This window comes from Rhizorhabdus dicambivorans (assembly GCF_002355275.1).
Taxonomy (GTDB): domain Bacteria; phylum Pseudomonadota; class Alphaproteobacteria; order Sphingomonadales; family Sphingomonadaceae; genus Rhizorhabdus; species Rhizorhabdus dicambivorans.
Map to the genome: position 1 here is coordinate 3,976,718 of NZ_CP023449.1, position 25,254 is coordinate 4,001,971.

Sequence of the window (25,254 nt, forward strand, 5' to 3'; positions counted from 1 at the left end):
GAACGGCCAATTGAATGGCGACCTCCCGCGCTGCAATGACTGTCAAATTGGAATCCACGCTTCCTGCAGCGCGCATTGTTATCCCCGCGCCCCGAAGGGGACGATAGCCCGCGACGAAGCCGATCTCAAGCAAGACAGGACCCTCGAGATTCGCCCGTGATCAGAAAAAATGGGCCTGTGCATCATGGCGCCCTCATGCGACAGGAGGGCTCTCGGCCGGCGCCGACGGCAGGCGGATTTCCAGAGCGGCCAGAATCCTGGCGATCTGTGTGGCGGAATCATAACCTGCTTCAACACATCGCCGGCGCCCCGCCATCGCGATCCGGTCGCGCAGATCCTTGTGGTCGAGATAGAAACGGGCCTTGTCGACCAGTTCCTCCTGTGAGGACCAGAACACAGCTTCGCTGTCTTCCTCGAACAGCGCCATATGATCGTCGGTACGTTCCGCCAGCAGGAAAGTACCGCTCGCCGGTATCTCGAAACTGCGCGTCGTGGTCGTTTCCGGAATATGCTTTCCCAGAAGGCCGATGCCGATGGTGGAGGCGGCCAGGGCTGCGGCATATTCGCTCCCCCAGATACCATCGGATCGGATATAGCCGCCGAGCCAGGGATGCCGACGGGCATGACGCTGCCACCCCCCACCATGGATCGCCACGTCGATTCCGGACTTTGCCAGAGCATGCAGGCTGCGGATGTAATGCGGCTGGGTGTGACCGACGAAAATCACTTCCCCTGCCGATTTCGCCGCTTGCGGGCGTGAGGCCAGAGCCGGATCGAAAAAGCGACTATAGCCTTGAAGCACCAGGATGGTTTGCCGGGCGCCGCTCGCCGCATAGCTCGACACTTCGAACGGCTTGGTGGTGGCGCAGATATCGTAGAGCGGTATTCCCTGAAACAGGAACCGCGAGCGCTGCGAAAAGAATTGGGCGTCCGGGGTGAAGTGTATCGCTATCCGCGCGGATGCCCGCTCGCGCAGCTCCGACAGGGTCGAAGGCAGCACCCACACCCCCTTGTCGATCCAGACCGCATCATAGTCGCTGGCGCGCGCCAGTTCGAGCAGCCGGGCGTTGAACGCCCGTATCAGCGGACCGCGCTGCAGCCTTCCCGCCAGTGATTGGACGATCCGATTGGCCGCCGCGACCAGCGGATCGACATTGAAGGCGATGATATCGAACCCGAAGGACGAAAGGACCTCCATCCTGTCCCGGCAGGTTCCGCCATAACGCAGCTGCCCGACATAAAGGATACGCCTGACCGACGGAGCCGGCATCGTTCAGAACTGCTCCCATATGTTCGACGGGCCGAACGCGCCCCGCCGCGTGCGGAACCAGCTCAGCGCCCGATCATGGATCAGCAGATAGTTGCACTGGAAAAAGCGATCCAGTTCGAAGTGCCATTCATCATGAAGCTCAACACAGGAAGGCCGGATGCGCCCCAGGACATAGGGTGTGCCTGCTATCATCTCGAACACGTCGTGCAACGAGCGTCGGGCAAAGAGCCAACGGTGGTTATATTCGAACTGCAGCACATCGATCATGCCCGCCTGGAGCAGCGGAAGCGCGCCTTCGATGACTCGGGCGTCATGCCCCTCCGCATCGATTTTCACCATATGGATATGGGATTTTCCGGCCGCCTCATTCCAGGCAGAAAGCGTCATGAAATCCACCTCTTCAAAACCGATCGCGGCGTCTTCCATCGCCTTGTCGATTTCCAGCGAATTGGTGCCGCCGCTTTCGGACATCCGTGCCATGCGCGCGCGTCCAACCCGATAGGAAAGCGCCGAGCTCGAAACCGTGATGCCGCCGCGCGCTATTTCCGAAGCGAGTGCGGCCTCGAGCCTTTGGCGACTGGACGTGACAGGCTCAAACGCCGTCAGGCAGAGATGCGGGCGCAACGCAGGGCGATCGCGCAGCCGATCGAGGACCGACTGACTCCAGGCGCCATGATTGGCGCCGACATCCAGCAGAACCACCGCTTCACCGTCACGAGAGGCCCGGATCAAATCCGCGATGACGCGGGCTTCCCCGTTGTGGAGGAAACCGTCCTCCGTCTCTTCGCCCCGTGCATGCATGTACAGGATACGCGAGACGCGCCAGACCAGCTTTCGCAACGCCCTCCGAACGCCCGACAGAAAAGGGACGGCCGGGCGGTGTTCATGGGCGGCATCAAGCGTCATTCGGAAAGTCCCGAATCGCTTTTGCAGAGGCTTGGACGGCGGCTCCGGAAATCGCACGGCACGGTTATAACCTTTTCCAACGATGGGGAATAAGCTTTTCCGAAGACCAGCCCATTTCGGGATAATTACGCGGATCAGGCGCGACCACCAGCCTGACAGAATCTCCGGACTCGCCGAGCCAGGCGCCCCACCAGCTGAAGGTGCTGTTGGCAATGATCGCATGACGGCAGTGGCTCATTAGCCGGAGGTCGCGATGCATCGATGACGCAGAGGAGGCGTGGTCGACGACGGTGAACTTCCTGCCGTGCAGTGCGAGCGCTTGCGCCGCTTCCGCCGGCCGGTCCGAAAAGATGAAATAATGTGGAGCGTCTATCCTGGATTCTACATAAGCGAATGCCTTTTCATAATAGCCGAGGTCGAGATTGGTCGCATTGTCGGTTTCGCTGGTCTTGAACCATCTGAAATGCACCGCCACCGATGGGACGCCGGCAATCAATTGCAGAAGCGGCTCGTCCGCCGGTTCGGGCGGTGTCGCGAAAGCATATTCCTGGCGAATAAGGTCTTCGATGTCCTTGAAATAATCCTCGCTGGCCCGGATGCCCTCGATGAAGGTCACGCCCTTCAGCCTGCGGTCGAGGAGCTGGCTTTCGAAGGCACCGGCCTTCTGGATGAGAATATATTTCGCCTTGTCGAACGCGGCTTTCCTGGCGAGGCGCTTCTTGATGTAGCGCCTCAGACGCTCGAACGGAAATAATCGCTCTGACCGGTTAGCCATTCTCGCACTGATGCTGAAAGGCGCCAGCGCATATTTCGAGCCATAGACGACATCGCGCGCAAAACCGCTCCAATCGTCGACGACCAGCTCCGCATCATTTACCGCCGCCAGGCGTCGGGCGACGGCGTAAATGAACATCTGGTTGCCCAGCCCCCCGCTCAGCCTGACGACGAGGGTCGCTTTCTTCGGGCTTCGAATGATCAGGGGCATGTCGTGGGCTTTTCCGAAAATGCTTTTTGCCGGGGCGTTTGATCGCATCGAGTCCGCGCAGCCGCGCCCATGCTTATCGAATGTTCGATCATACACCTCCGGCCTCTCCCACGCCCTTTGACGGCAACGCGCGGAGCAGGAGCCACAAGGCGCCGGACGCAAGACCCACATGGCCCGCGACGCTCGCGATCGAAGCGCCGACGATGCCATGCGCCGGTACGAGAAACAAGGCGACGGAGAGCATCAGGCCCGCACCCAGGAAGCGCGAAAACAGCATCTTGGCGGGAACGCCATGGCTCAGATAGGCCATCTCGAACATCTGCGCGAGCGCCAGAAAGGAATAGCTGAGGCCGACCAGCGCCATCACCACCCTGGCGCCATGGCGATATTCCGCGGCGAGCAATATCCCGGCGATGAAATCCGCGAACAGCCACACGAAGCCGAGCGCTCCGACCCCGAGCAGAATGACCGTCGTAAGCCAGATCCTTACGAGCTTCCGCCACTTCGCCAGATCCCCGACCGTGGCCGCATCGTACAGAACGGGCCGCAGGACCGACGACAACATCCCCGAGGGCATCAGCACGAGCCTGCTCGCGATCGCGGCGACCGCTGCATATTGGCCCACGGCCGCGGCGTCGAGATAGGCCGCGAGCAGATAGCGATCGAACAGCGTCATCACCCAGCCGAGCAATGCGAACAATATATAGGCCCAGGCATAACGCCTTATGCTGTGCAGAACGAGCATCGCTTCGACGCGTGACGGGCGGGCATGCGCCACTACCTTGACCAGCGCATCGCGCCCCCAGAATGAAAAGAGGATCGCGGTGCTGGCGGTGGCGAGCATGTTCGCCGCGATCAGCGAAAGAGGATGCGGCGAAATCCATAGCAGCGCCCCCCCCAGATGATCAGCGCGATGGACTCGCACGTTTCCCAAGCGGTCTGCTGAAACTGCTTCCGCTCGGTATTCAGATAGTTCAGGCCGACCGATCGCAAAGCCGTGAACAGCGCATAGCCGGCGAGGATGAGCGCGAGACCGGCCCCTTCGCTGACGAGCCCTTTCCCCGCTCCGAGCAGCTGCGCGCCGGCTGCACAGAAGGCGAGCACCAGCCCCCCGCCTAGCGCTAGTTGCGTCACGACACGCAGGAAATCGGCGCCTCTGCCGGCGTCCCGCTCGGCAGGATAGAGTCGCAGCTGGGCCTCGGTCACCGGCGCGATGAACAGATGCGTGCCGAGCAGCATGACGCCGAGAACCAGCGTCGCCTCGCCATAGACCTCCGGAGGCGCCAGTTCGGTGAAAAGCCGAATGCCGACGACGCCGGCGAGCCCCGCGAACACCCTGCCCGCAGCCACCACCCCAAGATGGCGGACGGCCCGCAGACGGATGAACCTGGCGATCAAGGGCGCTCGCTCCGGTCCGTTGCGGACAGAGCCCCCGACCAGCAATAATCCAGTGCGCGCCGCAGGCCGGACAGGCTGGTCTGCATGTCATTCTGGTCGAATATACGCAGCGACGCCGCCGCCATCGCTTCGACGCGCTGCCGGTCGCCCGACAGATCGAGCATCAACTGCGACAAGGCATCGATATCGCCACAAGGGTAGACGAGCGCACTCTCCCCCTCCCGCGCGATATCGGTGGGGCCGACCGCCCCCACCTTGTCGCTGACGATCAACGGAAGCCCCACAGCAGCGGCTTCGGAGAGCGCCAGCGGGTGGGGGTCCCGACCCGAAGGATGCACCAGAAGATCGGCCGCGGCGTAATAATATGGCAGCTCGTCGACATTCACGAACCCCGCGAACGACATCGGCAGCTTCTCGTCGCGGGCCTCGTTCGACAGGCGCTCATACTCTTCGCCGTTGCCCGCACAAAGCACGCGCAACGGCACATCGCCTTGTGCCGCCTTTATCCGCCTCAGCGCATCCGACAGATCGGACGTACGCTTCCGCTGCGAAACCTTGCCCACGCACAGCGCGACGAACTCTTCTTCCCCTATGCTATGCCGGCGCCGGATTTCCGATCGATGCGCCGCCTTGTTCGCGCGCACGTCCCGGTACAGCGTCTCATCGATAGTGAAGGGGCTTCGAAAGAGCCGGCGGCGGGATACCCCATAGTGGGAATAATAATCCTCGTTGCAGTCGCCGACGGTTAAGAATGCGCGAAAAGCCTTAAATATTATCGGCAATATCAGCCGCTTTACGGTTTGCGCCAATGCCGACCGATCCGATTTGAGCTCACTATCCGCGATCAAAAGCGCGGGCACGCGATGCATGAGGCACCAGAACAGAGCCTTGACCATCGTCGCCTGGCTATAGCCATAGATCAGCACGGCATCCGGCGCGAATTCCCGAAGCGCCTTCCATGTGTTCGGATTATTAACCTCGAAGAAGCTGGTGCCGTTGATGCCATCTGCACCCGGAAGAAATATCTTCCTATAATCGCTGAGCAGATCCATCTGCCATTTCACGTCCTGCTTCATATCCTTGTCGAAATAGCTGCTCAGACCTATTTTCGATGCGAAAAATACACAGCTGTCCAGATCGGATTGAGACGCCAGGCACCGATAGAATGGCACGAAATGCTGAATGGGATGCGACACGATTATTGCCAGCTTTTTTCGCATTTCGTTCGCCCTTATCGAATATTTTCATTCGCATCGATCACACCACGCTCCATCAACCATCTCCGTAAAGAGCGGCCTCGAAGATCATAGAAAAATATCTTTGTCGGGACGGACAGGCCAATATGGCGAAATGTCGTAAGCCGCATCCCAGATCGCAACGCTCCCGCCCAGGAACACGGCCCATTTCGAGAATGTCGATCGCGAACCAACGATCACCCTGGCACGCGACAGGTTGAGGATCGACGACAGCGCATCGTCGGCGGCATCGACTTCGACATTCTCGATATTCAATTCGCTCGCCAGCCTGGCGGGATCGCCGTCGGTGAACAGAACCACCCTCGGCCTGTCGATCTTCAACAGATCGCGGGCATGGAGAAAGGCCTGCCGATACCAATGAGTGGGTATCTGCATCGACTGCCCGGCCGAGCCCGTCTTGTTCTCCGTGAAATCGCCCCGGCGGATATGCAAGCCGATGTCGATGGGCATCCGATCGCCGGCTTTGTCGATCCTGTTTGTGGAGATCCAATTAGATATGAGGGCTTCGTAGCCCACCAGATCGTGGAAGAATTTCTTCAATCCTGTATAGGTGATCGTCACATCATCCGCGGCGACGGCATCCTCGTCGACCTGCCGCCGGGCCATGCTCTCGATCCATATCCGCCAGTCCGCCATCGAGCGGCCGCGAACTATGCCGCCATAGGTGCGCTTGTCGGGTTCGCGCCGAAGATAGGTTCCGATCTTGATCTGGCGCATCGTCGGATAGACCAGCGTTCCGCCCATCGTCGCCTGACCGATGAGGCTTCGCGCGATCGGGAAAAGAAGATTGCCGAAGTCCGAACCCGGCGATCGGACCACGCCAAAGTCAAGCGCGCTGAGCACCGCTTTGTGCAGAGGCCCTTCTATCGCCATCCTGTCGCCCACCGACAGCCGCTCTCGGACGCTCGAACCGGCCGACATCCTGTATTCGGGCTTTGGAAAGAGGAGCGGAGGCCCCGTTCCCCGCTCACAAAGCCCGACGCGCCTCGGGCGCGCGGCCAGACGCGTCATTGGTCGACCAGCTTTGCGCGACGCCCATCCCGAGCAACGCCGCGTAGAGCGCGGCCACCGCGGGTATCTGGGCACTGAAGTCGACAAGGGCATGGACGCCGACGACGACCGTCGCGGCGACCGCGACAATCGGATAAATCTGCGAGCGCGCACGACGGAAAGCCCCGCTGAGGCATAATCCCGCGCACCAGCCGATCGCCAGCAGCAGCAGCAGCGTCATCGGCACACCGAGTTCGGCCGCGAGTTCGAGATAGCTGTTATGGGCTTGGTAGAACATTGTCGTCCCAGGAAGGCGCAGATCCCGATAGATCAGAAAGGACTGCGCGAAACTCCCATAGCCGCTGCCGGCATAGGGCGCGTCCAGTATCTGGTCGATGACGATCGAATAGAGCGGTCCGCGCTCGGCCTCACCTGTGGTCGCACCGAGACGTTCAAGGGTCACGCCTCCGGAAACCTGGAACAAGAATAGGAGCATGAGCACCGCAACCGCCCAGGCGAAGCGTTGTCTCCGGATGATCTTCACTCCCATCATCAACGCGATCATAACCACGACACCGACAAGCACCGCAGCGACGCCCATGCGCGAATGGGACTGGAGCCATGCCATGGCGATGATCAGCGTGATGACGAAATAGACCAGCGGACGACCGATCAAACATTCGAGGGTACGGGGAAAGGGCCGCTGGCTGCGATCGGAAACTTGCCAAGCTGATCGGAAAGCCGCAATTCCGAGTGCGGCTGCGCACAACAACCCCAAGCCCGCATAGGTCGCGTAATGATTGCGGTTGACGAAGGTCGATGTCACGTCAGCCTGCCCGATCCAACGCGCATACCAGAGCGAATAGGCGTTACCGGCGAAATAGTTGATCAGCCCATAAGCCGCGAGCAGCAGGCCACACCAGCTTACCCATTTGAGCATCATGTCCGCACGGCCCCGATCCCGGCAATATTGCAGGCTCAACCAGAAGATCGACATATAGGCGAGCAGGCGCATCAGGCCTACCAGCGCAGCCTCGGCCGAGAGCGCCATCCTGTCCGTTACCGCACGGCCAAACGCCTCGGAGGTCATCGCCCACACAGGATGTGCGAAACCGGCCGACGGCACCGTCGATAGAAGAACCCAGCCGATAACCGCCACCGCGCAGAGAAGGGGCACCGCCAGCGCCGGGCGCCAGACGAGCCGCCGGTATCCGCAGCCCAGAGAGACTGTCCAGCCGGCGAGAAGCAGCGAGGTGCAGAGCGCCATCACGCTCCACGCCAAGGGACGGTTGCTGCCGAACGGAACGGGGAGAACCGCCAGCATCAGCAGCAGGCCAATCCAGACGGGCGCGAGACGATCGCCGCCGTCGTGTGCGGATAGGGCAACCCTACTCATCGAGCGCCTGGCTTCTGCTCGGATTTCTCGATCGAACGGACATATAGAAGATCCTTCATATATGCCTGATAAAGCACGAAATCATTTGCGAGCACACGTTGCGTTATTCCTTCAGCGGCGCCTCGATTGGCGAACCGCGCCAACGCCCCGGGCTCACTTCGGGCAGCGATGCGGATCTGCTCGGCCATGACGGCGTCGAGATCGGATTGGGGGTAGCGCTGCTTGAGTTGCAGCATGATCCTAAGCCTGGGCACCGTCAGTCGAGGCACAACACGCCCGAGCAACAACGATGTCTCCAACGAAGCTCGGGCACGCGGCAGGTCCCCGGCCGCAAGCTGGAGCGCGCTGCGGCGCGCCCAATTCCACGGCGACGCCGGCGTATTGAGCAGCGCCCGGTCCACCATTGCTGCCATGGATGCGCCATGCAGCGCCTGGCGCTGTTCACGAGGGGACAGGTCGGTAGCCGCTAACGCGGCATCACTGAGATACCGGCCGGGCTCGAAGATTTCGCCTGCGCGGAAAGAGACCTCGGCTGCCCTAAAGCGATCCGCTTGCGATACCGTCTCGCCCCGCCGCAGTGCCTCGATCACCGATGTCGCGGGCATGGCGACCCACGCCGCCCGCACCGACTCAAAAGCTATCCATCCACAGAGCAGAGCAACGCAAAGCCCCAAAGAAATGGCGGCAAGCTTAACCTTCAGAGCCATAGTTGTAGGAACCATAGCGATGATAATAATAACCGTAGTCGCCATAACCATAGGTCGCATAGCGCTGCATATCGACCTGCGTGAGCACGGTTCCCGCCAGCGGCACCTGAAGCCGTTTGAACTGGGTCAGCACGTTGCGGATCACCGGCACCGGGGTCTCTCCCCAACGAACCGCCAGCACGATCTTGTCGACAAGCTTGGCGACGATCTGCGCATCTGCAAGCGGCGCGAACGGCGGCGTATCGATAATGATCAGGTCATAAGTCTGGCGCAGGCGTTCAATGAACTGAGCCATATTCCGTGAGCGCAGAAGATCCATCGGACTAGGTGAACGGCGCCCTGCAGTAAGAATTTCCACCCGCGTCCGGGGATCGCGCTGCACGACATCTTCCAGTCGCACCGCACCGCTTACGACTTCGGCAAGACCAGCGCTGTTCTCGAGGCCGAATACCTTGTGGACGCGAGGGCGCCTCAGATCGGCGTCGACGAGCAATACCCGACCATAGCCGTCGAGCGCTGATCGCGCGAGCGTGCTGGACAGGAAGGTCTTTCCTTCGCTGGGAAGCGACGAGGTGATCATCACGACACGCGGCGGCTTATCCACATCGATCAGCGAGATGGCATTCCGAAGCGTTCGCAAACTTTCCGCCGTCTGGGACAGCGGGCGATCCAGGACGACATCCTCGGGCGTGGCGGATACATGTTCTTCCGTCGGAACGAGCGACAACACCACATTGTCGGACATTTTTTCCAACGCATCCGGGCTACGAATAGCGTTTTCGAGCCGCTCCAGAAGCAGAATAAGGCTGATACCCAGGATAATCGACACGAGCATGCCCGCCGCGATTGTCGACATCTTCTTAGGATAGGCTGCCGAAAGCGGAAGATTGGCCTGCGAGACGATGCGCGCGTCCGGAGTCTGGATACCGACCTGCTCGCGCGTTTCCTTCGCGCGGTTCAGGAAGGATTCGTAGAGCGTCTTCGCCGCGTCGGCCTGCCGCTCGAGCTCGCGAAGCCTGACTTCCGCCATGCTCGACGCGCCGGTACGGCCGCGAGCGGAAGCAAGGCTGCCCGCGAGCGCCGATTCACGAGCAGAAGCTACCGCGAGCTCGTTCGCGGTCGACTGGCCGATCTTGCGAACCTCGACACCGATCTTTTCGCGAAGATCGCGAAGCTCGGCATTCGCGTTGATGATCTTGGGATGCTGCGGCGCGTAGGTCGTCTTGAGTTCCGAAAGCTTGCGCAGGACCTCGGCTTCCTGCTGGCGCAGGTTCTGGATCAGCGGAGATTCGAGCGTGCCGGACGACGCATCGAGACCAGCGCCGCTTTCGGTGAGCCTACGGATCTGGCCCAGCTGGGCCGCTTTCTCCGCACGCGCCACACGCGCCAGAATCAGGGCGGAATTTATTTCGCTCAGTTGCTGGCTATCGACCGATCCACCACTTCCGCCCACCAGGCCGGTGGCGGCGCGATAGGATGCGGCCGCTTGATCGGCGGCGACAGCGGAGCTCTTCAGCTCCGCGACGCGCGATTCAAGCCAGGAGCTTGCCCTACGAGTCGCGTCATATTTGGTTTCAATCTGATCTGAAATAAACAGCTCGGCGAGGGTATTCGCGAGTACCGCCGCTTTTGCAGGATCGACCGACGTCGCCGTTATCGTCAAGACATAGGAGCGCGGACGAATCTTGATCTCCATCGCTCCGCTCACCGCATTGATCAGCCGCGATCTTTCCCGGGCGTCCTCAAGCTTCGAGCGCTTCGGCTGATTGATCACCAGCGAAACTTCGCTCCCGGGTGAGGCGAACCAGCTAGCAGGTCGCAGGATATCAAAGGAAGGCCTGGCCGCTTCCTGCGCAGCCTTGGCCGGGCCCGAAAATTCGGGATCCCGGTCCAGGTTGAGCTTGTCGATCAGCTTACTCATCAACGTCGGCGAGCGCAGAATGGCGGCCTGGGTCTCCATTGCGGAGACATCTGCCGTTACATCGCTCATCACCTGTGTGGCATCGACGATCTGCGTTTTCTGGGTGTTGATCGCGACGGACGACGTTGCGGAAAAACGCGGCGTCAACTGGAAGACGACGAGTGCTGTCAGCAGCGTGACCGTGATCACCGACGCCGCCAGAACCTTCCATCTACGGTAAAGAACCGCAAGCCACGCACGAACGTCCAGACCTGCGTCATCGCCAGTTACCACTGGCGTGACGACGGTCGGCTTAGCGATAACAGAATCCACCCAACTCTCCTTAAGGACGCTCGCTTAAAGCGTAACCTTCAGGAACGCAGCGGCCTTGTTCCGCGTGTAGTCTGCGGTTGGCGCGTTCGAGGTGCGCTTCGAATAATCCCATGCGGCACCGAAAGAGATTTGGCGGCTGAGCAAGTAGCTTACGCCCAGATTGGCCGTGACGATGTCGTCGTCGCGCGAGATCGGGAGGGGCACGGGCGCGGCCAGCGGCGTGACGAGATACTTGTTCTTGTCGTAACGCAGACCCGCACGGAGCTGGACGAAGCGGGTCAGGTCATTGAGAGCGGCGGTGCAAAAGTCGGCCACGGTAGCGGCGGAATAAACCAGCCGCGGGCGGAGTAAAATCCGGCCACCTATTTCCTTTCTGCAATGACGGCAGGAGGGACAGGGGATCTACACCGTGGAACTATATCTGAAGGTTCGCCTGGCTGTCTCCGAAGGGATGACGCAGCGCCAGGCAGCAAAGCATTTCAACATATCTCGCGACAGCGTCGCCAAGATGGTGTCGTATTCGATACCGCCCGGCTATCAGCGGCGATCACCGATCCGGCGGCCGAAGCTGGATGCGTTCGTTTCGACGATCGAGCATTGGCTCGACGAGGATATGAAGGTGCCGCGCAAGCAGCGGCATACTGCCAAGCGGGTGTTCGACCGGCTGCGCGACGAATGCGGGTTCACCGGCGGCTACACGATCATCAAGGACTACATGCGCGAGCGGGATCAGCGCCGCCGGGAGGTGTTCGTGCCGCTGTCGCATCCTCCCGGCCATGCGCAGGCCGACTTTGGCGAGGCGACTGTGGTGATCGGCGGCGTCGAGCAGAAGGCGCGCTTCTTCGTGCTCGATCTTCCGCATAGCGACGGCTGCTACGTGCGGGCCTATCCGGCGGCGGTGGCCGAGGCCTGGGTCGACGGCCACATCCATGCGTTTGCCTTCTTCGGAGGCGTGCCGCAGTCGATCGTATACGACAACGACCGTTGCCTTGTGGCGAAGATCCTGCCCGACGGCACGCGCAAGCGGGCAGCGCTGTTCAGCGGTTTTTTGTCCCACTACCTGATCCGCGATCGCTATGGCCGTCCGGGAAAGGGTAATGACAAGGGGAATGTGGAGGGTCTTGTCGGATATGCCCGGCGCAACTTTATGGTGCCGATCCCGCAGTTTGCGACATGGGATGCGTTCAACGATTTTCTGGAGGAGCAGTGCCGAAAGCGCCAGCGCGATAAGCTACGCGGCGAGAACGAGACGATCGGCGAACGGCTGCAGCGCGATCTTGCCGCCATGCGTCCCTTGCCGGCGTCGCCGTTTGATGCCTGCGACCAGACCAGCGCTGTTGTGACAGCCCAATCGCTGGTGCGCTACAAAACGAACGACTATTCCGTGCCGGTTGCCTACGGTCATCAAGACGTCTGGGTCCGGGGCTATGTCGATCAGGTGGTGATCGGTTGCCGTGGTGAGATCATCGCCCGCCATCCCCGGAGCTGGGAACGGGAAGACATCGTCTTCGACCCCGTCCATTACCTGCCGCTGATCGAGCAGAAGATCAATGCGCTGGATCAGGCAGCTCCATTGCAGGGCTGGGATCTGCCGGACGAGTTCGCCACGCTGCGCCGTTTGATGGAAGGCCGCATGGCAAAGCATGGCCGGCGGGAATACGTCCAGGTTCTCCGTCTGCTGGAAAGCTTCGAGCTTGCCGACCTGCATGCGGCGGTAAGGCAGGCCCTTCAGCTCGGCGCGATCGGCTTCGATGCGGTCAAGCATCTGATCCTGTGCCGCGTAGAACGCCGACCGCCGCGATTGGACCTGTCGATCTATCCGTACCTTCCGAGGGCGACGGTCGAGAAGACCTCGGCGAAGGCGTATATGCGCCTCCTGTCGTCTGATGCGGGAGAGGCGGCATGAGCACCGAAGCACCTGACATCCTGCTCGCCCACTATCTCAAGACCCTCAAGCTGCCGACCTTCCAGCGCGAGCACCAAAAGCTGGCCCGACTCTGCGCAACCGAGGACGTCGATCACGTCGGCTACCTCTTCCGGCTTGCCGAGCGGGAGATGATCGAGCGCGATCGCCGCAAGGTCGAACGGCGGATCAAGGCGGCCAAATTCCCGGTCGTCAAAAGCCTCGACAGCTTCGACTTTGCCGCCATCCCCAAGCTCAACAAGATACAGGTGCTGGAACTGGCCAGATGTGAATGGATCGAGCGCCGCGAGAACGTCATCGCTCTCGGTCCCAGCGGCACGGGCAAGACGCATGTCGCGCTCGGCCTCGGCCTGGTCGCCTGCCAGAAAGGCTTATCCGTCGGCTTCACCACGGCGGCGGCCCTGGTCAGCGAGATGATGGAGGCTCGAGACGAGCGGCGTCTGCTCCGCTTCCAGAAGCAGATGGCCGCCTACAAGCTGCTGATCATCGACGAACTGGGCTTCGTGCCGCTCTCCAAGACCGGTGCGGAATTGCTGTTCGAGCTGATCTCCCAGCGTTACGAGCGCGGTGCCACCCTGATCACCAGCAATCTGCCTTTCGATGAATGGACCGAAACCTTGGGATCAGAACGACTGACCGGCGCACTGCTCGATCGCATCACCCACCACGTCAACATTCTCGAAATGAACGGCGACAGCTATCGTCTCGCCCAAAGCCGCGCCCGAAAGGCTGGCTGAAACCTTTCAAAAAAATCGCCGCGCCCGGCTGAGACCCCGCTCGGGCTACGCCCTCACGGCGGTCTCAGCCGGGCGCAAGGGTGGCCGACTTTTGCTCCGCCCGGTGGCCGGAAATTGCTCCGCCGTTGACATGCCAAATCTATGGTTAACGCGATCTTAGGACCCATCGGCGATAGCGGGGCAAACCCGCGAGATGGAAGACCGATGAAGACCAGCGTCACGGCCCGGAAAATTCCAAACCTGCTCGATCAGGCGCCCGCCGATGTAGCGGTGCTGTCGCTCGACTGTTTTGACACATTGTTGTGGCGCAACGCGCAGGCGCCTTCGGACGTGTTCGCCGAACTGGGGATCGAAGGCGGTTCGATCGAGCCGCGTTTCATTGCCGAGCGCGACGCGCGCAAGGCCGAAGCCTTCCGGTCCGGGCGGCGCGAGGTGAGTATCGAGGCGATCCATGCCCGGCTGCTGCCCGGCGCGGACGAAGCGGCCATCGCGGCATCGGTGTGCCGCGAGCTGGAGCTGGAGGCGCGGCACTGCTTCGGCTTCGGCCCGGTGATTGCGCTGATCGAGGCGGCGAAGGCGAAGGGGCTGACGGTGATCATCGTCAGCGACAGCTATCTGAACGCCGACCAGCTCCGTACCCTGATCGCGCGCGCAGCGGGCGAACCGGTGGCGGCGATGATCGACCGGGTGTTCACATCATCCGAGCATGGCATGAGCAAGAGCGAGGGGCTGTTCGGCCCCGTGCTGGCCGCGCTGGGCGTAGCGCCCAGCAAGGTAATGCACCTGGGCGACAACCAGGTGGCGGACCAGGAGGCGCCGGCGGCCCTGGGCATCCATGGCGTGCATTTCGAGCAGTTCGACAGCGAAGCCGAAACCCGGTTGCGGCATGAGGCGATGGCGGCGGTGGTGCTGGACTCCGCGACCCGCCAGACCGTGCCGGCGACGCAGCCGCACCGGCCGCTGCTGTCGCTACGCGACGAGCAGGACCCGGCCTTCGTGCTGGGCCATGACGTGATCGGGCCGATTTTCCACGGCTTCGCCGAATGGGTGAAGGCCGAGGTGGAGGCGCTGGCGGCGCGCTGTGGCCGGCCGGTGAAGACATTGTTTCTGATGCGCGACGGCTATCTGCCGATGAAGCTGTTCGAGACGCTGGGCAATGCGATCCCGGCGGGCGAGGTGGCGATCAGCCGGCTGACCGCAGGGCGGGCGAGCCTGATCGACGAGGCCGCGATCGGCCAGCTGGTGGAGCGCGAGGCGGGCAAGCAGCGTTTCGACGTGCTGGCCGGCATGCTGCTGCTGGAGCCGCACGAGGCGCGCAAGCTGGGTGCGCCGACGGGCGACGTCGCCGAACTGGAGAAGATCGTATGCGACGGCGAGGCGGCGCAGAAGGTGATCCGCCGATCCGCGCGTTATGCCGAGCGGCTGATCGCGCATGTGCGGCGCGCGGGCGTGAACGATGGCGACATGGTGACGGTGGTGGACCTGGGCTATCACGGAACGGTGCAGGACCGGATCGTGCCGCTGCTGAAGGCGCGTATGGATGTCGAGGTGGCCGGCCGCTATCTGCTGCTGCGCGAGAATGCGCCGACGGGGCTGGACAAGAAGGGCTGGTTCGACAAGCGCCATTATGGACGCGAGGCGCTGACCGCCCTCGGCTCCTCGATCGCGGTGATCGAGCAGATCTGCACCCAGGCCAAGGGTTCGGTGGTGGATTATCACCCGAACGGCAAGCCGATCCACGAGAAGCCGGGCGAGAAGGGATCGCAGAGCGCGACGCGGGACCGCATCCAGGCCGGCGCGATCGCCTATGGCGTGGCGGCGACGGCGCTGGGGCGGACGGCGATATCCGACGACGCCGATTGCCGGCGCCGGGCGGCGGCGGCGGCGATGGCGCGCTTCATGTACCTGCCATCTTCGGAGGAAGTGGCGGTGATTGGCGACTTCACCCATGATGCCAATCTGGGATCGTCCAGCCATTTGAAGCTGCTGGACGGATCGAGCTCCACCCGCGGGCTGAGGCGGCGGGGGCTGCATTATGTGCAGAGCACGGCGCGGATGTTCCTGCCCGGCGAATTGCAGGACCAGGGGCTGGCCCTGAACCTGGCGCTGTTCGGGATCGTGCGCGGCGCGCTGGACGTGCGCGAGAGCGATTTCCAGGCGGGTGGAACCAAGCTGCCCGTTATCCTGGCCAATGCGCGCGAGGATTGCATGGTGGAGATGGACGCCTATCCCACCCATGACGGCTATCACCGGCTGACCATACCGGCGCGCCGCGACCTGACCATCGCCGTGCTGCTGGGTGGGCTGTATGAGGCGGTGCAGATCGAGGACATCAGCTTCCAGCCGATGGACGCGCCGAGCGCCGAGCGCGGCGGGCCGAGCGAGCGGCCCGATATCGACGCGCCCTATGTGCAGGAGGGCATGGAGCCGATCGCGGGCGACCTGTTCCGCTGCAGTGAGGGCGCTGCATTGCTGGTGCCGGCGCTGCCTTCGCTGGGCGAAGGGGATTACAAGCTGTGCATCGCCTTCCGCCCCGTGGTGGTGCGCGCGACGGCAAACGAGGCGCGCAAGGCGGCGTAACTCGCGGCCTTATCTCCAAGTTCTGCGCAGCTTGCCTTTGAGGCTGTCAGTACGCAGGCAGCTGGTATCTGGGTGAGCGGTACTCCGCGATTGAAGGCACGATCATCCTTCCCGAGGTACAGCTCTAAGCGGCATTAACTATGCTTGCCATCGTCACGGCTTTGCTGAGAGCGACTCGCCGCGCTTACGCCGATCTGGGATCTGTTATTCGGCACCTATCATCATCCCCGGCCCGGAGAATTCCCGCCTACCGGCGTCGATGGCGAGACTCCTGTCCATTCGCTCTGGGAGGCGCACATATTCCCGTTTCGGGAATGGGCGCGGATGCTGAAAATCAGGCGCGATGGAGAGCCCTTGCCCCTTTCTCCGCGAGAGACCCTCAGCCAGGGTACGCTCCCTATTCCGGTCTCTCGGGATTGAAAGGTGGCCCCTTGGCCTGCCCCCCCCCGAAAGCACCTGCATCGGTACCCCTTAGAACCCGTGATCCGGTTGCATCGGCTTACCGCCCCCAAGCCATTGTTCTACCGCGATTTCCGAGCCGGCAGATCGTTCCATCTACCAAGAAATTGCTCCCGCCGGATTGCCGCTTCCCGGACCAGTGAGGACTATCGATGACCCGTCACGGCACCCGCATGACAATCGACGATGCCGAGCACTATACCCGCGAGCAGCGCGCGGCGATCGGCGCTTCCTATCCGGCGCATGAACGCGAGGTGCGGGCCGAGTGGATTCCGATGCTGGGATCGAGCCGGGTGTTTCCGGTCGACGAGGACGCGATCAAGATGCCGGCTTTCGAGATCCGGACGGGCTGCGTCCAACCGCAGCGCCGGGGTTGGCGTAAAACCGGGACGCCAGCGTGATCTATCACCGGCTGACCATATCTGCGCGCCGCGACCTGACTATCGCGGTATTGCTAGCCGGCTGTATGCGGCGGTGCAGATCGAGGATGTCGGCTTCCAGCCGACAGACACGCCGGACCCGGAGCGCGGCGGCCCGATATCGACGCGCCCTATCTCTGCCCTCGCCATATGACGACTCCGCCCCGCGCTGATAAAAGGTGTTGATGAAATCAGTCAGCGAGCCGATCAGGGCCGCACAATATGTGCGGATGTCCCGAGAGAAGCAGGTCTATTCGCCAGTCAATCAGAAGGCGGCCATCGCTGCCTATGCGGCGGCACATAATTTTGAGATCGTCAAAACCTATGCCGATGAAGGCCGCAGCGGCCTCCGACTGAAAGGACGAATAGCCCTCCAGGAAATGCTCCGGGACGTGCTTTCGGGGGAAGCCGGCTTTCAGGCCATATTGGTGTTCGACGTGAGCAGGTGGGGCCGCTTCCAGGACACCGATGAAAGCGCCCATTATGAGTTCCTGTGTCGTAGCGCAGGTGTGAGAGTCCATTATTGCGCCGAGATGTTTGCTAATGACGGGAGCTTGACCAGCACCGTCATGAAGAATGTTCGGCGCGCCATGGCCGGTGAGTTCAGCCGCGATCTGTCGGCCAAAGTATGGGCTGCTCAATGTCGCTTGGTGATGCTTGGCTATAAGATGGGCGGGAAAGCGGCCTTCGGCCTCGATCGCCTGCTTGTCGATCAGCACGGCACGCCGAAACAGATTCTCGCCCCTGGAGAGCATAAAAGTATCGCGACCGATCGAGTGATCTTGGTGCCAGGCAAGGCCAAGGAGGTGGCGACGGTAAGACGCATTTTCCGTCTCGCGGCCAAGGGCGCCACAAATCCGGAAATCGCCAAAACGCTCAACGACAATAGGATAGCCGGCCCGGGAGGGCGGCCCTGGTCAAAACATATGGTTCGTCAGGTTCTCATCGCCGAGCGCTACGTCGGGACCAACGTGTATAATCGCAGTTCGACCAAGCTTGGTACCACAAAGGTCTACAACCCGCGCAAGGAATGGATACGTCGCGAAGAGGCGTTCGAACCCATCGTTTCGGCTCGCATCTTCAATGCCGCCCAGCGAATAAAGCGATCGGCACGAAACGAATATAGCGATGAGCAGCTTCTCGCGCATCTTCGACGGGTTCTAGCCGAGCACGGACGCCTGTCCAGTGCGCTGCTCGACGCCGCAGCACCGCCCGCCTCCAAAACCTTCACCAATCGATTTGGCAGCCTCAAAAATGCCTATTCACGAATCGACTATGATGTCCGAGATCGAGCCGATCCGGTCAGCCATTCAGCGGTGGCCTTCGCTAAAGAAGCTATCGAAGCCGTAACATCCATCGGCGGTCGCGCATCGCTGTCTCCCGAGGGCAAATTGTTGAGAGTGGACTACGGCATCATCGTCGCTCCGCGCGTGGCCAATTTGCGGGATGGAAAAGACCATCGTTACTGGAGGGTGAAGCTTCCACCAGCCGATGATGTCGACATGGTGCTAGCCTCGCTTCAGCGCAACGGGCAACGTGAGCATCTTTATCTATTTCCCGCCAGCCGGTTCGGTCGATCACGGAAGATCGACGTCCGCGAGGGCCGTAATCTTATGGAAAATTATCGGCTGTGGAGCATGGAGTTCCTTTATGAGATGATCCTTCGAACGGCGGCCAGCCCTATCTCACTGAACCACGAGACGCGTTCCGCCTTGCTGCTCCAGGACAAAAATGCCGTTAGGATTGAGTTCATGGATCTGCCAGTTGAGCACCGACGCGAAGATAAGCCAGGCGAGATAGGGTAGCATGAGTGCGCCTGCGATCGGGCGTATCTTCCAGAACACTGCCGCGGTCACGGCAGCCCAAGCAAGTACCGCTAGGATCAGGCCGAAAGCCAGCATGATTCGATGCATCCCGAAGAATACCGGCGACCAAGCCAGATTCATAACCAGCTGAACCATGAACAGCGTGATCGCTACGCCGCGTCCCTTCGCTTCCCGTGCATCAAGAACAAACGCCAGCGCAGCGCCCATCAATACATATAGGACTGACCAGGCCATGCCAAACACCCAGCCCGGCGGCGTGATGGCCGGCTTTGCCAGCAGGTCGAACCATTGATTGCCATAGCCCGAGTTGGACAGCCGACCCGACGCGATACCGAGAACGAGGATGATCGGGATCGTAATCGAAGCCCAACGGATATAGCTCCCCTTCATCCTCAAGCGGAACACCTCATCACGCATCCCTGGCTCCACTCCGCCGCTTGATGGCGCCGATCAGGAACTCGACATTACCTTCAGGCCCGGTGATTGGACTCTGTGTGATACCTTGACTTTCCCAGCCCTGGGTTTCGATCCAGCTTTCCGCCTCAGCGCAGACGCGCGCATGGACGGAAGAGTCACGGACTACGCCCCCCTTCCCTACCTCGTCCCGCCCCGCCTCGAACTGCGGCTTTATCAAGGCGAGGAGTTTAGCATCAGGCTTTGCGAGACGGAGGGCTGCAACGAGCACCTTGGCCAACGAGATGAAGCTGGCATCGCAAACGATCAAATCGACAGACTCAGGAATCTCGGCCGACGTGAGATGACGCGCATTGGTCTGTTCCAGCACGACGACCCGCGGATCGCTGCGCAGCTTCCACGCCAGCTGGTTGGTACCCGAGTCCACCGCGTAAACCCGCTTAGCACCATTGGTCAGCATCACGTCGGTAAATCCGCCGGTCGAGGAGCCTACGTCGACTGCAACCGCGTCAGCGATATTCCAACCGAAATGCTCGAGCCCATGCGCCAGCTTAATTCCACCACGCGACACCCAGGGATGATCCCGCCCGCGTACCTCCAGGGGTGCATCGATCTTCAGAGTCTGGCCCGCTTTGTCGATCTTGCGCTGACCTGAAAAGATCAGGCCGGCAAGAATCAGAGCCTGCGCCTTGCTGCGGCTCTCGACCAGCCCTCGGTCGACCAGCATCTGATCGGCTCGAATCCCCGCCGCCACGGTTTCCTCACTATAGCTGGTGGGCAGTGAGGGGATCGAACCCCCGACCCTCTCGGTGTAAACGAGACGCTCTACCGCTGAGCTAACTGCCCGGTGCCCAGCGCTTTACAATATGCCGTCCGCTACGCAAGAGGGAGACGACTCTATAGGCATTTAACGCCACCTCGACCGTTGCTTTGAATTTGGTTGAGCGCCGAGATGGGGCAACCACGTCGATCCCAGGCAATTTCGGCGCACCGCCTCTCGGCGCCCGCATGTCGAAAGGGGTTAGGCTTTACCTTCGGTCAATAACTCCGCCTTCGCAGTGACGAGCGGATAATAGGGTCGGTCCTCCGGCCATCAGGCCCGTAGGTGGCTCGTACCCAGCTAGGACGGTCGTAGACGAACTCGAGAAACTGGACCATTGCATCAACCTGATCGTCATGGCGGCCATCAGGAAAGGCCAGCAGCTCGCGTCGAAAATCGGCGAGCCAAGGCGCCGCTTCCGGTAGAAGATAATCACCCGTCTCCAGCTGCGCCGACCTGCTCGCTAAGCGATCCTGTTTAGACCCCCTAGGCGTTTCGGAGACAATCTTGCCCGGAAGCATCTCTCGCCTCATATCCTGCGCGAGCGAGAGGCCGATTGATACCCCTTCGATCAGGAGAGCATCAGCCCTCCACTGTCTATGCCACTCCAACACCCGTTCGCGAAGTCGCGGATATTCGAGCTTGGCTCGAATGAGATCCAGCAGATACCATTTTCCATCTCGATAACCCCATGTCTGTCCCACCGAATAATCGGAATGGATGCGCTCGGTTATCGCCGGATCCCAACTCTGGACGATCTTCAAATAGTAGGAGCGGTTTTTGACCCGGGAATATTGCCCGAACCACGCCCATTTGATGAGCGAGCCATCGGACGCAATCGGATCCTGCTGATATTGGGCTGCATAAAAGCGATTGCCCATTAGCAGGCGCTGATGGTCTAGATAGGATTGGGGAAAACGTATCGGATCTAGCAAATCGCCCTTACGGCGATACCATTCCCGACCTCCGCTCAGCGGTATGACCTCATCGAACTCGGCCATCGCGGGTAGATTGAGGTGGTAAAAGCCACCAACATCCAGCAGGAAACCAACGAGGTCCTCCTCATGAAGCCGCTGCTGGATGACGATAACCCGACCATCGGCTGGATTATCGAAGCGCGACGGCAGCGAGTTGCGATAGAAAGTAATAGCCTTTTCTCGCCCGGCAAAGGTGAGCGCTTCGTCCGCCTTACTTAGATCGTCGACAATAAGAATATCTGCGCCGAAGCCAGTTGCCGCGCCGCCCTGCGAAACAGCTCTGAACTCCCCTCCCGCTGTTGTCCCGAACACATCTGCGCGGTTCATGCCGCGCTTTATCCTTGTCCGGGGAAAAATCCGCCTAAACCGATCGCTTGCGATGATGGCCTTGGCATTGGCGACCTGTGGCCCCGATAGTTCGATGCCGTAACTCGCCAGCATAATCTTGAGACTGGGGTCCTGCCCGAACATCCAGCTGCCGAAGGAAGCGGCCGTTATCTCCGATTTACCATGACGCGGGGGCACGGTGATGATGAGGCGCTTGATGCGGCCTTCGGCCAACTCTTGAAGCACATAGCAGATCGCCTCGATATAGGGCGCCATCACCGGTGGCTGACCTCCATGAAGGACCGGAAAGCCCAAATTTTTATGATAGTAAAGCAGCGACCGCCGATTAAGCTCATCCGCTATGGCTCGAACTACCCTCGGCGATATGACGGGAGGAATATGGGAGGGGATCTTCATGCTGCGTCTCCCTCTGCAACAGAGGCGCCTGGAATTGCCCGACCTTTAATATTCGGGGCCTCTCCCAACTGCGCGAGTAGGCTCGAGAGCATCGCCTCCTCGTTTGCCGACAGCGGCGGCTCGCTAACGTCGACATCTGGCGCAGGATCGGGGACGACCCTCTGCCAAATCGCGACTACCGCAGCGATAGCTTTGAGATCCCCTTTAGCGACCAACTCGCGCAATTTATAATAAGCGAGCGCCACTGTATTCATACGCTTCGGCCCGGCAGGTGTTTGGACGGTTAACACTTCGCCGAAAATTTCGAGAGCAATTGTAGTGCTGTTGCGTGTGCCAGATTTTCTACCGGCTGGATTACCGGACTGCCCCTTCTTCCAGCGCGTGTGCACGGGTGGTTTGCCACGGCCGACTTTATATTGAGCCGCGATCGACCTATCGGCATGCTCTGTATGGACTACCGGCTCAGCAGCCCGCTGCGGCTTATCATCAGAGGCTGGTGGAAGAGACTCCCGCACCGGAGAGGATGGAACGACGGGCGTGGCGACCCTAGCGATACGACGAAAACCCATGAGATACCTCACAAGGAAAGAAAAATGGCAGCGGGCCAAAGCCCGCTACCATTCAGATCGCGCGCGAGCGCGGCCGTGGACTGATGATCGCCTTAGGCGATATCTCAGCAGAGGCGGGTTGCAGGCGCCCGAGCTCTAGCTCCCTGAATGTCTGACCGGTAGCCGCCAACACCGCATCTTGGTCGGTCATCGCTTGCCACCGCCGAATCGCTACATCGACATAAAGCGGATCAAGCTCCATGCCGCGACACAGACGGCCCGTCCGCTCCGCAGCAATCAAAGTCGTGCCCGACCCCAGGAAGCAATCGAGTACGATTTCGCCCTTGTCGGTGACATCCAAGATACATTCGGCAACCAGCGGTACCGGTTTGCAGGTGCTATGCAGAGCCAACTGATCGTCGCGACCCTTGCCGAACCGGCTCATTCCGGGAAAGTCAAATATGTTGGAACGGTTGCGGCCGTTAGCGCCCAGCCTCACATTGTTACGGTGTGGTGCCTTCCCCTTCTTCACGATGAAGATCAGTTCGTGCTGTGACCTTAAGAAGGATCCCATCGCGCCCGAAAGCTTGTTCCAGATCGCTAGATTCACATGGGCCAGACCATTGGCACGGATCCCCGACTGGATTTCCCACATGTGCCGATGGTCCATGCATAGATAAAGCAAGGACCCATCCTCGCAAAAATCAGCGAGATTCCGAATGTAGCTGGTCTGGAACTCGATGAAGCCGTCCTCATCGAACTCACCAACGCCTTGAACGAAATCGCGATGGGTCTTCTTACCTAAACCGCTGACATTTCCTGCAATTTTTACATTATATGGGCTATCGGTAAACACCATTTGGGCACGTTCATTGCCCATCAGGATTTCAAAGCTTTCCCGTTCGAGGGAAGATCCACAAAAAATCCGCTGTCCACCAAGCAGCCACAAATCGCCGAGGCGAGCAACGTCGGGACCTCCAGGAATTTCAGGCTCCTGCTTCCCCACCGCCGCCTTCCCGAAAACGATGCCATCGATTTGGGCTAGCGAGAAACCCGATTCTGCTACTGAGACAGGCAACTCGACTTTGAGCAATTCGCCAAACTCGACACTTAGCTGTTCGAGATCCCACTCCCCCTGCGTTTGAAGCTGGTTAAGGTTGAGCCTCAGCAGCCTGACTTCCTCAGGACTCAAATGCTCCAGGCGCACCACAGGGATCTCGGCGATACCAAGCCGTTTGGCCGCTTCCGCCACCTTCTCGCCATCGACAACGACATCATTGGCGTCGATGAGCAATGGGCTCACGCAGCCGAACGTTCCCAGTGACCGCATTATATCAGCGACCAGTCGCTCGTCCGCCTTTCTCAATCGACGATGATATGTCTTGAGGTCAACGGGCGATCGATATTCGATCTGGAGACGTAGGTTGGCCCATGAAGCCGGGCTGTTCTGCGATACTTCGTTCGTCGGTCGAATACTCTTCATAACAACACACTCCGATGGCCCGAAGGCCGACTACGAGGTGCAGTTGCAATGAGGCACGTCGAAACAGCCCCATCGCAACCACGATGAGTACCTTCTCGACCCGAACATCCTAAAGCTGTTGGATTGGGCGGACAACAATGATTTTTGCGAATTCACTGCTCAAGGGAGTTCGCCATGGCGATTTTCCCTGCAAAGCCAAATAATTTCCCTGCTACTGAAACTAGGGAAATGAGAGAAAAAGCAACATAAATTCAGAGTTTTAATAAATAAAATTCCACGTCCCATCCCTGTTGGAAACTCGTTTTCCCTGCAGAAACGCCGTTGGCAGGGAAAAGCCCACCGTCTTCCTCCTTAGGGTCAGGCAAGTCCTCCAGTGGGAGCCCGTTATGCGGCGGCCGCGGAAGACCCCCTCGATCGTTCCTCGATGCGCTGCTTCCTATCAGCCAAGGTTCGGGATGATGTTCACGTCATCGGCCCGTCATTATAGCTTGTCCGCGACGCTGCCCGACGAGGGAGGACGACAATACCATGATTTCAGCGATCGGCCTGGGCCTGCGCGCGCAGAAGGGTGGTGCTGCAGTAGTTGCTATGGGAGTGCGTGCGGGGGCGCCCAAACTCATCCTCTCCACCCTGCTCCCGACCCACAGGGAAGGCGACCGTCTGTCGCTCGAGCCCTACCGGGTCGCGTACGAGACGGCGCAGGCCCCGCATCCTGGCGCGGTCGCCGATCCCGCAACTGCCGTCGCCGAAGGGCGCAGACGGCAGGACATGCTGGCCGAGGCCGGACTGCGAAATATCCTGCACGCACTGGAGCGAGCCGAAGGCACTCTCGTCCGGGCGGGCCTATTGGTCAACCGGGCGGGATGGGTCACCGACCTCCTCGACTATAGCCTGTCCTGGCCGGAGCATGTGCCCGTGGCCGAAGCGCTGGCGGTACGGGAAGCCTTGCGATCCGGGCTCTCCCGATGCGGGATCGGCACGGTGGAGCTGGACGAGAAGTCGCTGGCCGATCGCGCCGCGCAGGCGCTCGCGCTCTCCCCGGTCGAAATCGACGCACAGTTGAAGGCCTTTGGCGCAACCGCGGGGAAGCCATGGCGGAAGGAGCAGAAGCTGGCCTGCCTAGCCGCGTGGCTCCTGGCGGTGGATGCCCCGATTACAGGCTCCTCTGCTTCCTAGCCGTCC

The 25,254-nt window shown here is 60.7% G+C and carries 22 protein-coding genes and 1 tRNA gene; 6 read left to right on the forward strand and 17 right to left on the reverse strand.

The features are described 5' to 3' along the window. Positions 1 to 193: 193 nt before the first annotated feature. The 11 genes from CMV14_RS18725 to CMV14_RS18770 form a co-directional block, all read right to left on the reverse strand. Positions 194 to 1,270 carry a CgeB family protein gene (locus CMV14_RS18725; RefSeq protein WP_066969915.1) on the reverse strand — a complete coding sequence of 359 codons (1,077 nt, stop codon included), beginning with the start codon at positions 1,268 to 1,270 and terminating at the stop codon, positions 194 to 196. Positions 1,271 to 1,273: 3 nt separating this feature from the next. Next, the gene (locus CMV14_RS18730; RefSeq protein ID WP_066969913.1) at positions 1,274 to 2,176 is read right to left on the reverse strand and encodes an FkbM family methyltransferase; all 903 of its coding nucleotides are present in this window, start codon (positions 2,174 to 2,176) and stop codon (positions 1,274 to 1,276) included. Between the two features lie 64 nt (positions 2,177 to 2,240). Beyond that, positions 2,241 to 3,332, reverse strand: coding sequence for an alpha-1,2-fucosyltransferase (locus CMV14_RS27225; RefSeq protein WP_238147088.1), 1,092 nt, complete (start codon positions 3,330 to 3,332; stop codon positions 2,241 to 2,243). Continuing rightward, complete coding sequence (locus CMV14_RS26870; RefSeq protein ID WP_192876295.1) at positions 3,250 to 4,005, reverse strand: lipopolysaccharide biosynthesis protein; 756 nt, start codon at positions 4,003 to 4,005, stop codon at positions 3,250 to 3,252. The genes CMV14_RS27225 and CMV14_RS26870 overlap by 83 nt, the downstream gene beginning before the upstream one ends. Before the next feature lie 11 nt (positions 4,006 to 4,016). After that, positions 4,017 to 4,559: a hypothetical protein gene (locus tag CMV14_RS18740; protein WP_153046167.1), complete on the reverse strand. Its 543-nt coding sequence runs from the start codon at positions 4,557 to 4,559 to the stop codon at positions 4,017 to 4,019. After that, positions 4,556 to 5,779: a glycosyltransferase family 4 protein gene (locus CMV14_RS18745; protein ID WP_066969907.1), complete on the reverse strand. Its 1,224-nt coding sequence runs from the start codon at positions 5,777 to 5,779 to the stop codon at positions 4,556 to 4,558. The genes CMV14_RS18740 and CMV14_RS18745 overlap by 4 nt, the downstream gene beginning before the upstream one ends. A gap of 84 nt (positions 5,780 to 5,863) precedes the next feature. Then, entirely contained in the window at positions 5,864 to 6,688 is an 825-nt protein-coding gene (locus CMV14_RS18750; RefSeq protein ID WP_192876296.1) for an O-fucosyltransferase family protein, read from the reverse strand. Positions 6,689 to 6,782: 94 nt separating this feature from the next. Further along, complete coding sequence (locus CMV14_RS18755) at positions 6,783 to 8,201, reverse strand: O-antigen ligase family protein (protein WP_066969904.1); 1,419 nt, start codon at positions 8,199 to 8,201, stop codon at positions 6,783 to 6,785. Further along, positions 8,198 to 8,908 carry a hypothetical protein gene (locus CMV14_RS18760; protein ID WP_096367788.1) on the reverse strand — a complete coding sequence of 237 codons (711 nt, stop codon included), beginning with the start codon at positions 8,906 to 8,908 and terminating at the stop codon, positions 8,198 to 8,200. Before CMV14_RS18760 ends, CMV14_RS18755 begins: the two co-directional genes overlap by 4 nt. Next, positions 8,892 to 11,141, reverse strand: a complete 2,250-nt coding sequence (locus CMV14_RS18765) for a polysaccharide biosynthesis tyrosine autokinase (RefSeq protein WP_083216173.1) — start codon at positions 11,139 to 11,141, stop codon at positions 8,892 to 8,894. The genes CMV14_RS18760 and CMV14_RS18765 overlap by 17 nt, the downstream gene beginning before the upstream one ends. A 24-nt stretch (positions 11,142 to 11,165) precedes the next feature. Further along, the gene (locus CMV14_RS18770) at positions 11,166 to 11,456 is read right to left on the reverse strand and encodes an outer membrane beta-barrel protein (RefSeq protein ID WP_096367789.1); all 291 of its coding nucleotides are present in this window, start codon (positions 11,454 to 11,456) and stop codon (positions 11,166 to 11,168) included. A 94-nt stretch (positions 11,457 to 11,550) separates the two neighbouring features. On the opposite strand from CMV14_RS18770, the gene istA reads away from it, so the two are divergent. The 5 genes from istA to CMV14_RS18795 all read left to right on the forward strand — a co-directional run bounded on the left by istA (position 11,551) and on the right by CMV14_RS18795 (position 19,065). Beyond that, on the forward strand, positions 11,551 to 13,047 hold the full coding sequence (gene istA, locus CMV14_RS18775) for an IS21 family transposase (RefSeq protein WP_066970373.1): 1,497 nt from the start codon (positions 11,551 to 11,553) through the stop codon (positions 13,045 to 13,047). After that, positions 13,044 to 13,802, forward strand: a complete 759-nt coding sequence (gene istB / locus CMV14_RS18780) for an IS21-like element helper ATPase IstB (RefSeq protein ID WP_066970376.1) — start codon at positions 13,044 to 13,046, stop codon at positions 13,800 to 13,802. Before istA ends, istB begins: the two co-directional genes overlap by 4 nt. Positions 13,803 to 14,006: 204 nt before the next feature. Next, positions 14,007 to 16,382 carry a hydrolase gene (locus tag CMV14_RS18785; protein ID WP_066961097.1) on the forward strand — a complete coding sequence of 792 codons (2,376 nt, stop codon included), beginning with the start codon at positions 14,007 to 14,009 and terminating at the stop codon, positions 16,380 to 16,382. A gap of 611 nt (positions 16,383 to 16,993) precedes the next feature. Beyond that, positions 16,994 to 17,242 carry a terminase family protein gene (locus CMV14_RS18790; protein ID WP_066961100.1) on the forward strand — a complete coding sequence of 83 codons (249 nt, stop codon included), beginning with the start codon at positions 16,994 to 16,996 and terminating at the stop codon, positions 17,240 to 17,242. Between the two features lie 203 nt (positions 17,243 to 17,445). Next, positions 17,446 to 19,065 (forward strand): recombinase family protein, encoded by a 1,620-nt coding sequence (locus tag CMV14_RS18795; protein WP_083215747.1) that lies wholly within the window; start codon positions 17,446 to 17,448, stop codon positions 19,063 to 19,065. Here CMV14_RS18795 and CMV14_RS18800 read toward each other — a convergent pair. From CMV14_RS18800 to CMV14_RS18820, 6 genes are all read right to left on the reverse strand, one after another. Next, positions 18,946 to 19,503, reverse strand: a complete 558-nt coding sequence (locus CMV14_RS18800) for a TspO/MBR family protein (protein WP_066961107.1) — start codon at positions 19,501 to 19,503, stop codon at positions 18,946 to 18,948. The genes CMV14_RS18795 and CMV14_RS18800 overlap by 120 nt on opposite strands. After that, on the reverse strand, positions 19,496 to 20,254 hold the full coding sequence (locus tag CMV14_RS18805) for a TlyA family RNA methyltransferase (protein WP_083215748.1): 759 nt from the start codon (positions 20,252 to 20,254) through the stop codon (positions 19,496 to 19,498). Before CMV14_RS18805 ends, CMV14_RS18800 begins: the two co-directional genes overlap by 8 nt. 17 nt (positions 20,255 to 20,271) lie before the next feature. After that, positions 20,272 to 20,346, reverse strand: a tRNA-Val gene (locus tag CMV14_RS18810). Positions 20,347 to 20,538: 192 nt separating this feature from the next. Further along, positions 20,539 to 22,041, reverse strand: coding sequence for a phage terminase large subunit (gene terL, locus CMV14_RS18815; protein WP_083215749.1), 1,503 nt, complete (start codon positions 22,039 to 22,041; stop codon positions 20,539 to 20,541). Then, on the reverse strand, positions 22,038 to 22,610 hold the full coding sequence (locus CMV14_RS27620) for a DUF5681 domain-containing protein (protein ID WP_408014341.1): 573 nt from the start codon (positions 22,608 to 22,610) through the stop codon (positions 22,038 to 22,040). Before CMV14_RS27620 ends, terL begins: the two co-directional genes overlap by 4 nt. Before the next feature lie 52 nt (positions 22,611 to 22,662). Further along, positions 22,663 to 24,072: a DNA modification methylase gene (locus tag CMV14_RS18820; protein ID WP_083215750.1), complete on the reverse strand. Its 1,410-nt coding sequence runs from the start codon at positions 24,070 to 24,072 to the stop codon at positions 22,663 to 22,665. A 528-nt stretch (positions 24,073 to 24,600) separates the two neighbouring features. Here CMV14_RS18820 and CMV14_RS18825 point away from each other — a divergent pair. Then, positions 24,601 to 25,248: a hypothetical protein gene (locus tag CMV14_RS18825; RefSeq protein ID WP_066961119.1), complete on the forward strand. Its 648-nt coding sequence runs from the start codon at positions 24,601 to 24,603 to the stop codon at positions 25,246 to 25,248. Positions 25,249 to 25,254 lie beyond the last annotated feature (6 nt).

Excerpts from the sequence above, each read along its gene's own strand:
- CMV14_RS18825 (WP_066961119.1), top strand. The coding sequence starts at position 24,601 with ATGATTTCAGCGATCGGCCTGGGCCTGCGCGCGCAGAAGGGTGGTGCT.
- CMV14_RS18790 (WP_066961100.1), top strand. The coding sequence starts at position 16,994 with ATGACCCGTCACGGCACCCGCATGACAATCGACGATGCCGAGCACTAT.
- CMV14_RS18760 (WP_096367788.1), bottom strand. The coding sequence starts at position 8,908 with ATGGCTCTGAAGGTTAAGCTTGCCGCCATTTCTTTGGGGCTTTGCGTT.
- CMV14_RS18785 (WP_066961097.1), top strand. The coding sequence starts at position 14,007 with ATGAAGACCAGCGTCACGGCCCGGAAAATTCCAAACCTGCTCGATCAG.
- istB (WP_066970376.1), top strand. The coding sequence starts at position 13,044 with ATGAGCACCGAAGCACCTGACATCCTGCTCGCCCACTATCTCAAGACC.
- CMV14_RS18795 (WP_083215747.1), top strand. The coding sequence starts at position 17,446 with ATGAAATCAGTCAGCGAGCCGATCAGGGCCGCACAATATGTGCGGATG.
- CMV14_RS18725 (WP_066969915.1), bottom strand. The coding sequence starts at position 1,270 with ATGCCGGCTCCGTCGGTCAGGCGTATCCTTTATGTCGGGCAGCTGCGT.
- CMV14_RS18755 (WP_066969904.1), bottom strand. The coding sequence starts at position 8,201 with ATGAGTAGGGTTGCCCTATCCGCACACGACGGCGGCGATCGTCTCGCG.
- terL (WP_083215749.1), bottom strand. The coding sequence starts at position 22,041 with ATGAAGATCCCCTCCCATATTCCTCCCGTCATATCGCCGAGGGTAGTT.
- CMV14_RS18730 (WP_066969913.1), bottom strand. The coding sequence starts at position 2,176 with ATGACGCTTGATGCCGCCCATGAACACCGCCCGGCCGTCCCTTTTCTG.
- CMV14_RS18750 (WP_192876296.1), bottom strand. The coding sequence starts at position 6,688 with ATGGCGATAGAAGGGCCTCTGCACAAAGCGGTGCTCAGCGCGCTTGAC.
- CMV14_RS18820 (WP_083215750.1), bottom strand. The coding sequence starts at position 24,072 with ATGAAGAGTATTCGACCGACGAACGAAGTATCGCAGAACAGCCCGGCT.
- CMV14_RS18745 (WP_066969907.1), bottom strand. The coding sequence starts at position 5,779 with ATGCGAAAAAAGCTGGCAATAATCGTGTCGCATCCCATTCAGCATTTC.
- CMV14_RS27620 (WP_408014341.1), bottom strand. The coding sequence starts at position 22,610 with ATGGGTTTTCGTCGTATCGCTAGGGTCGCCACGCCCGTCGTTCCATCC.
- CMV14_RS18800 (WP_066961107.1), bottom strand. The coding sequence starts at position 19,503 with ATGCGTGATGAGGTGTTCCGCTTGAGGATGAAGGGGAGCTATATCCGT.
- CMV14_RS27225 (WP_238147088.1), bottom strand. The coding sequence starts at position 3,332 with ATGTGGGTCTTGCGTCCGGCGCCTTGTGGCTCCTGCTCCGCGCGTTGC.
- CMV14_RS26870 (WP_192876295.1), bottom strand. The coding sequence starts at position 4,005 with ATGCTCGCCACCGCCAGCACCGCGATCCTCTTTTCATTCTGGGGGCGC.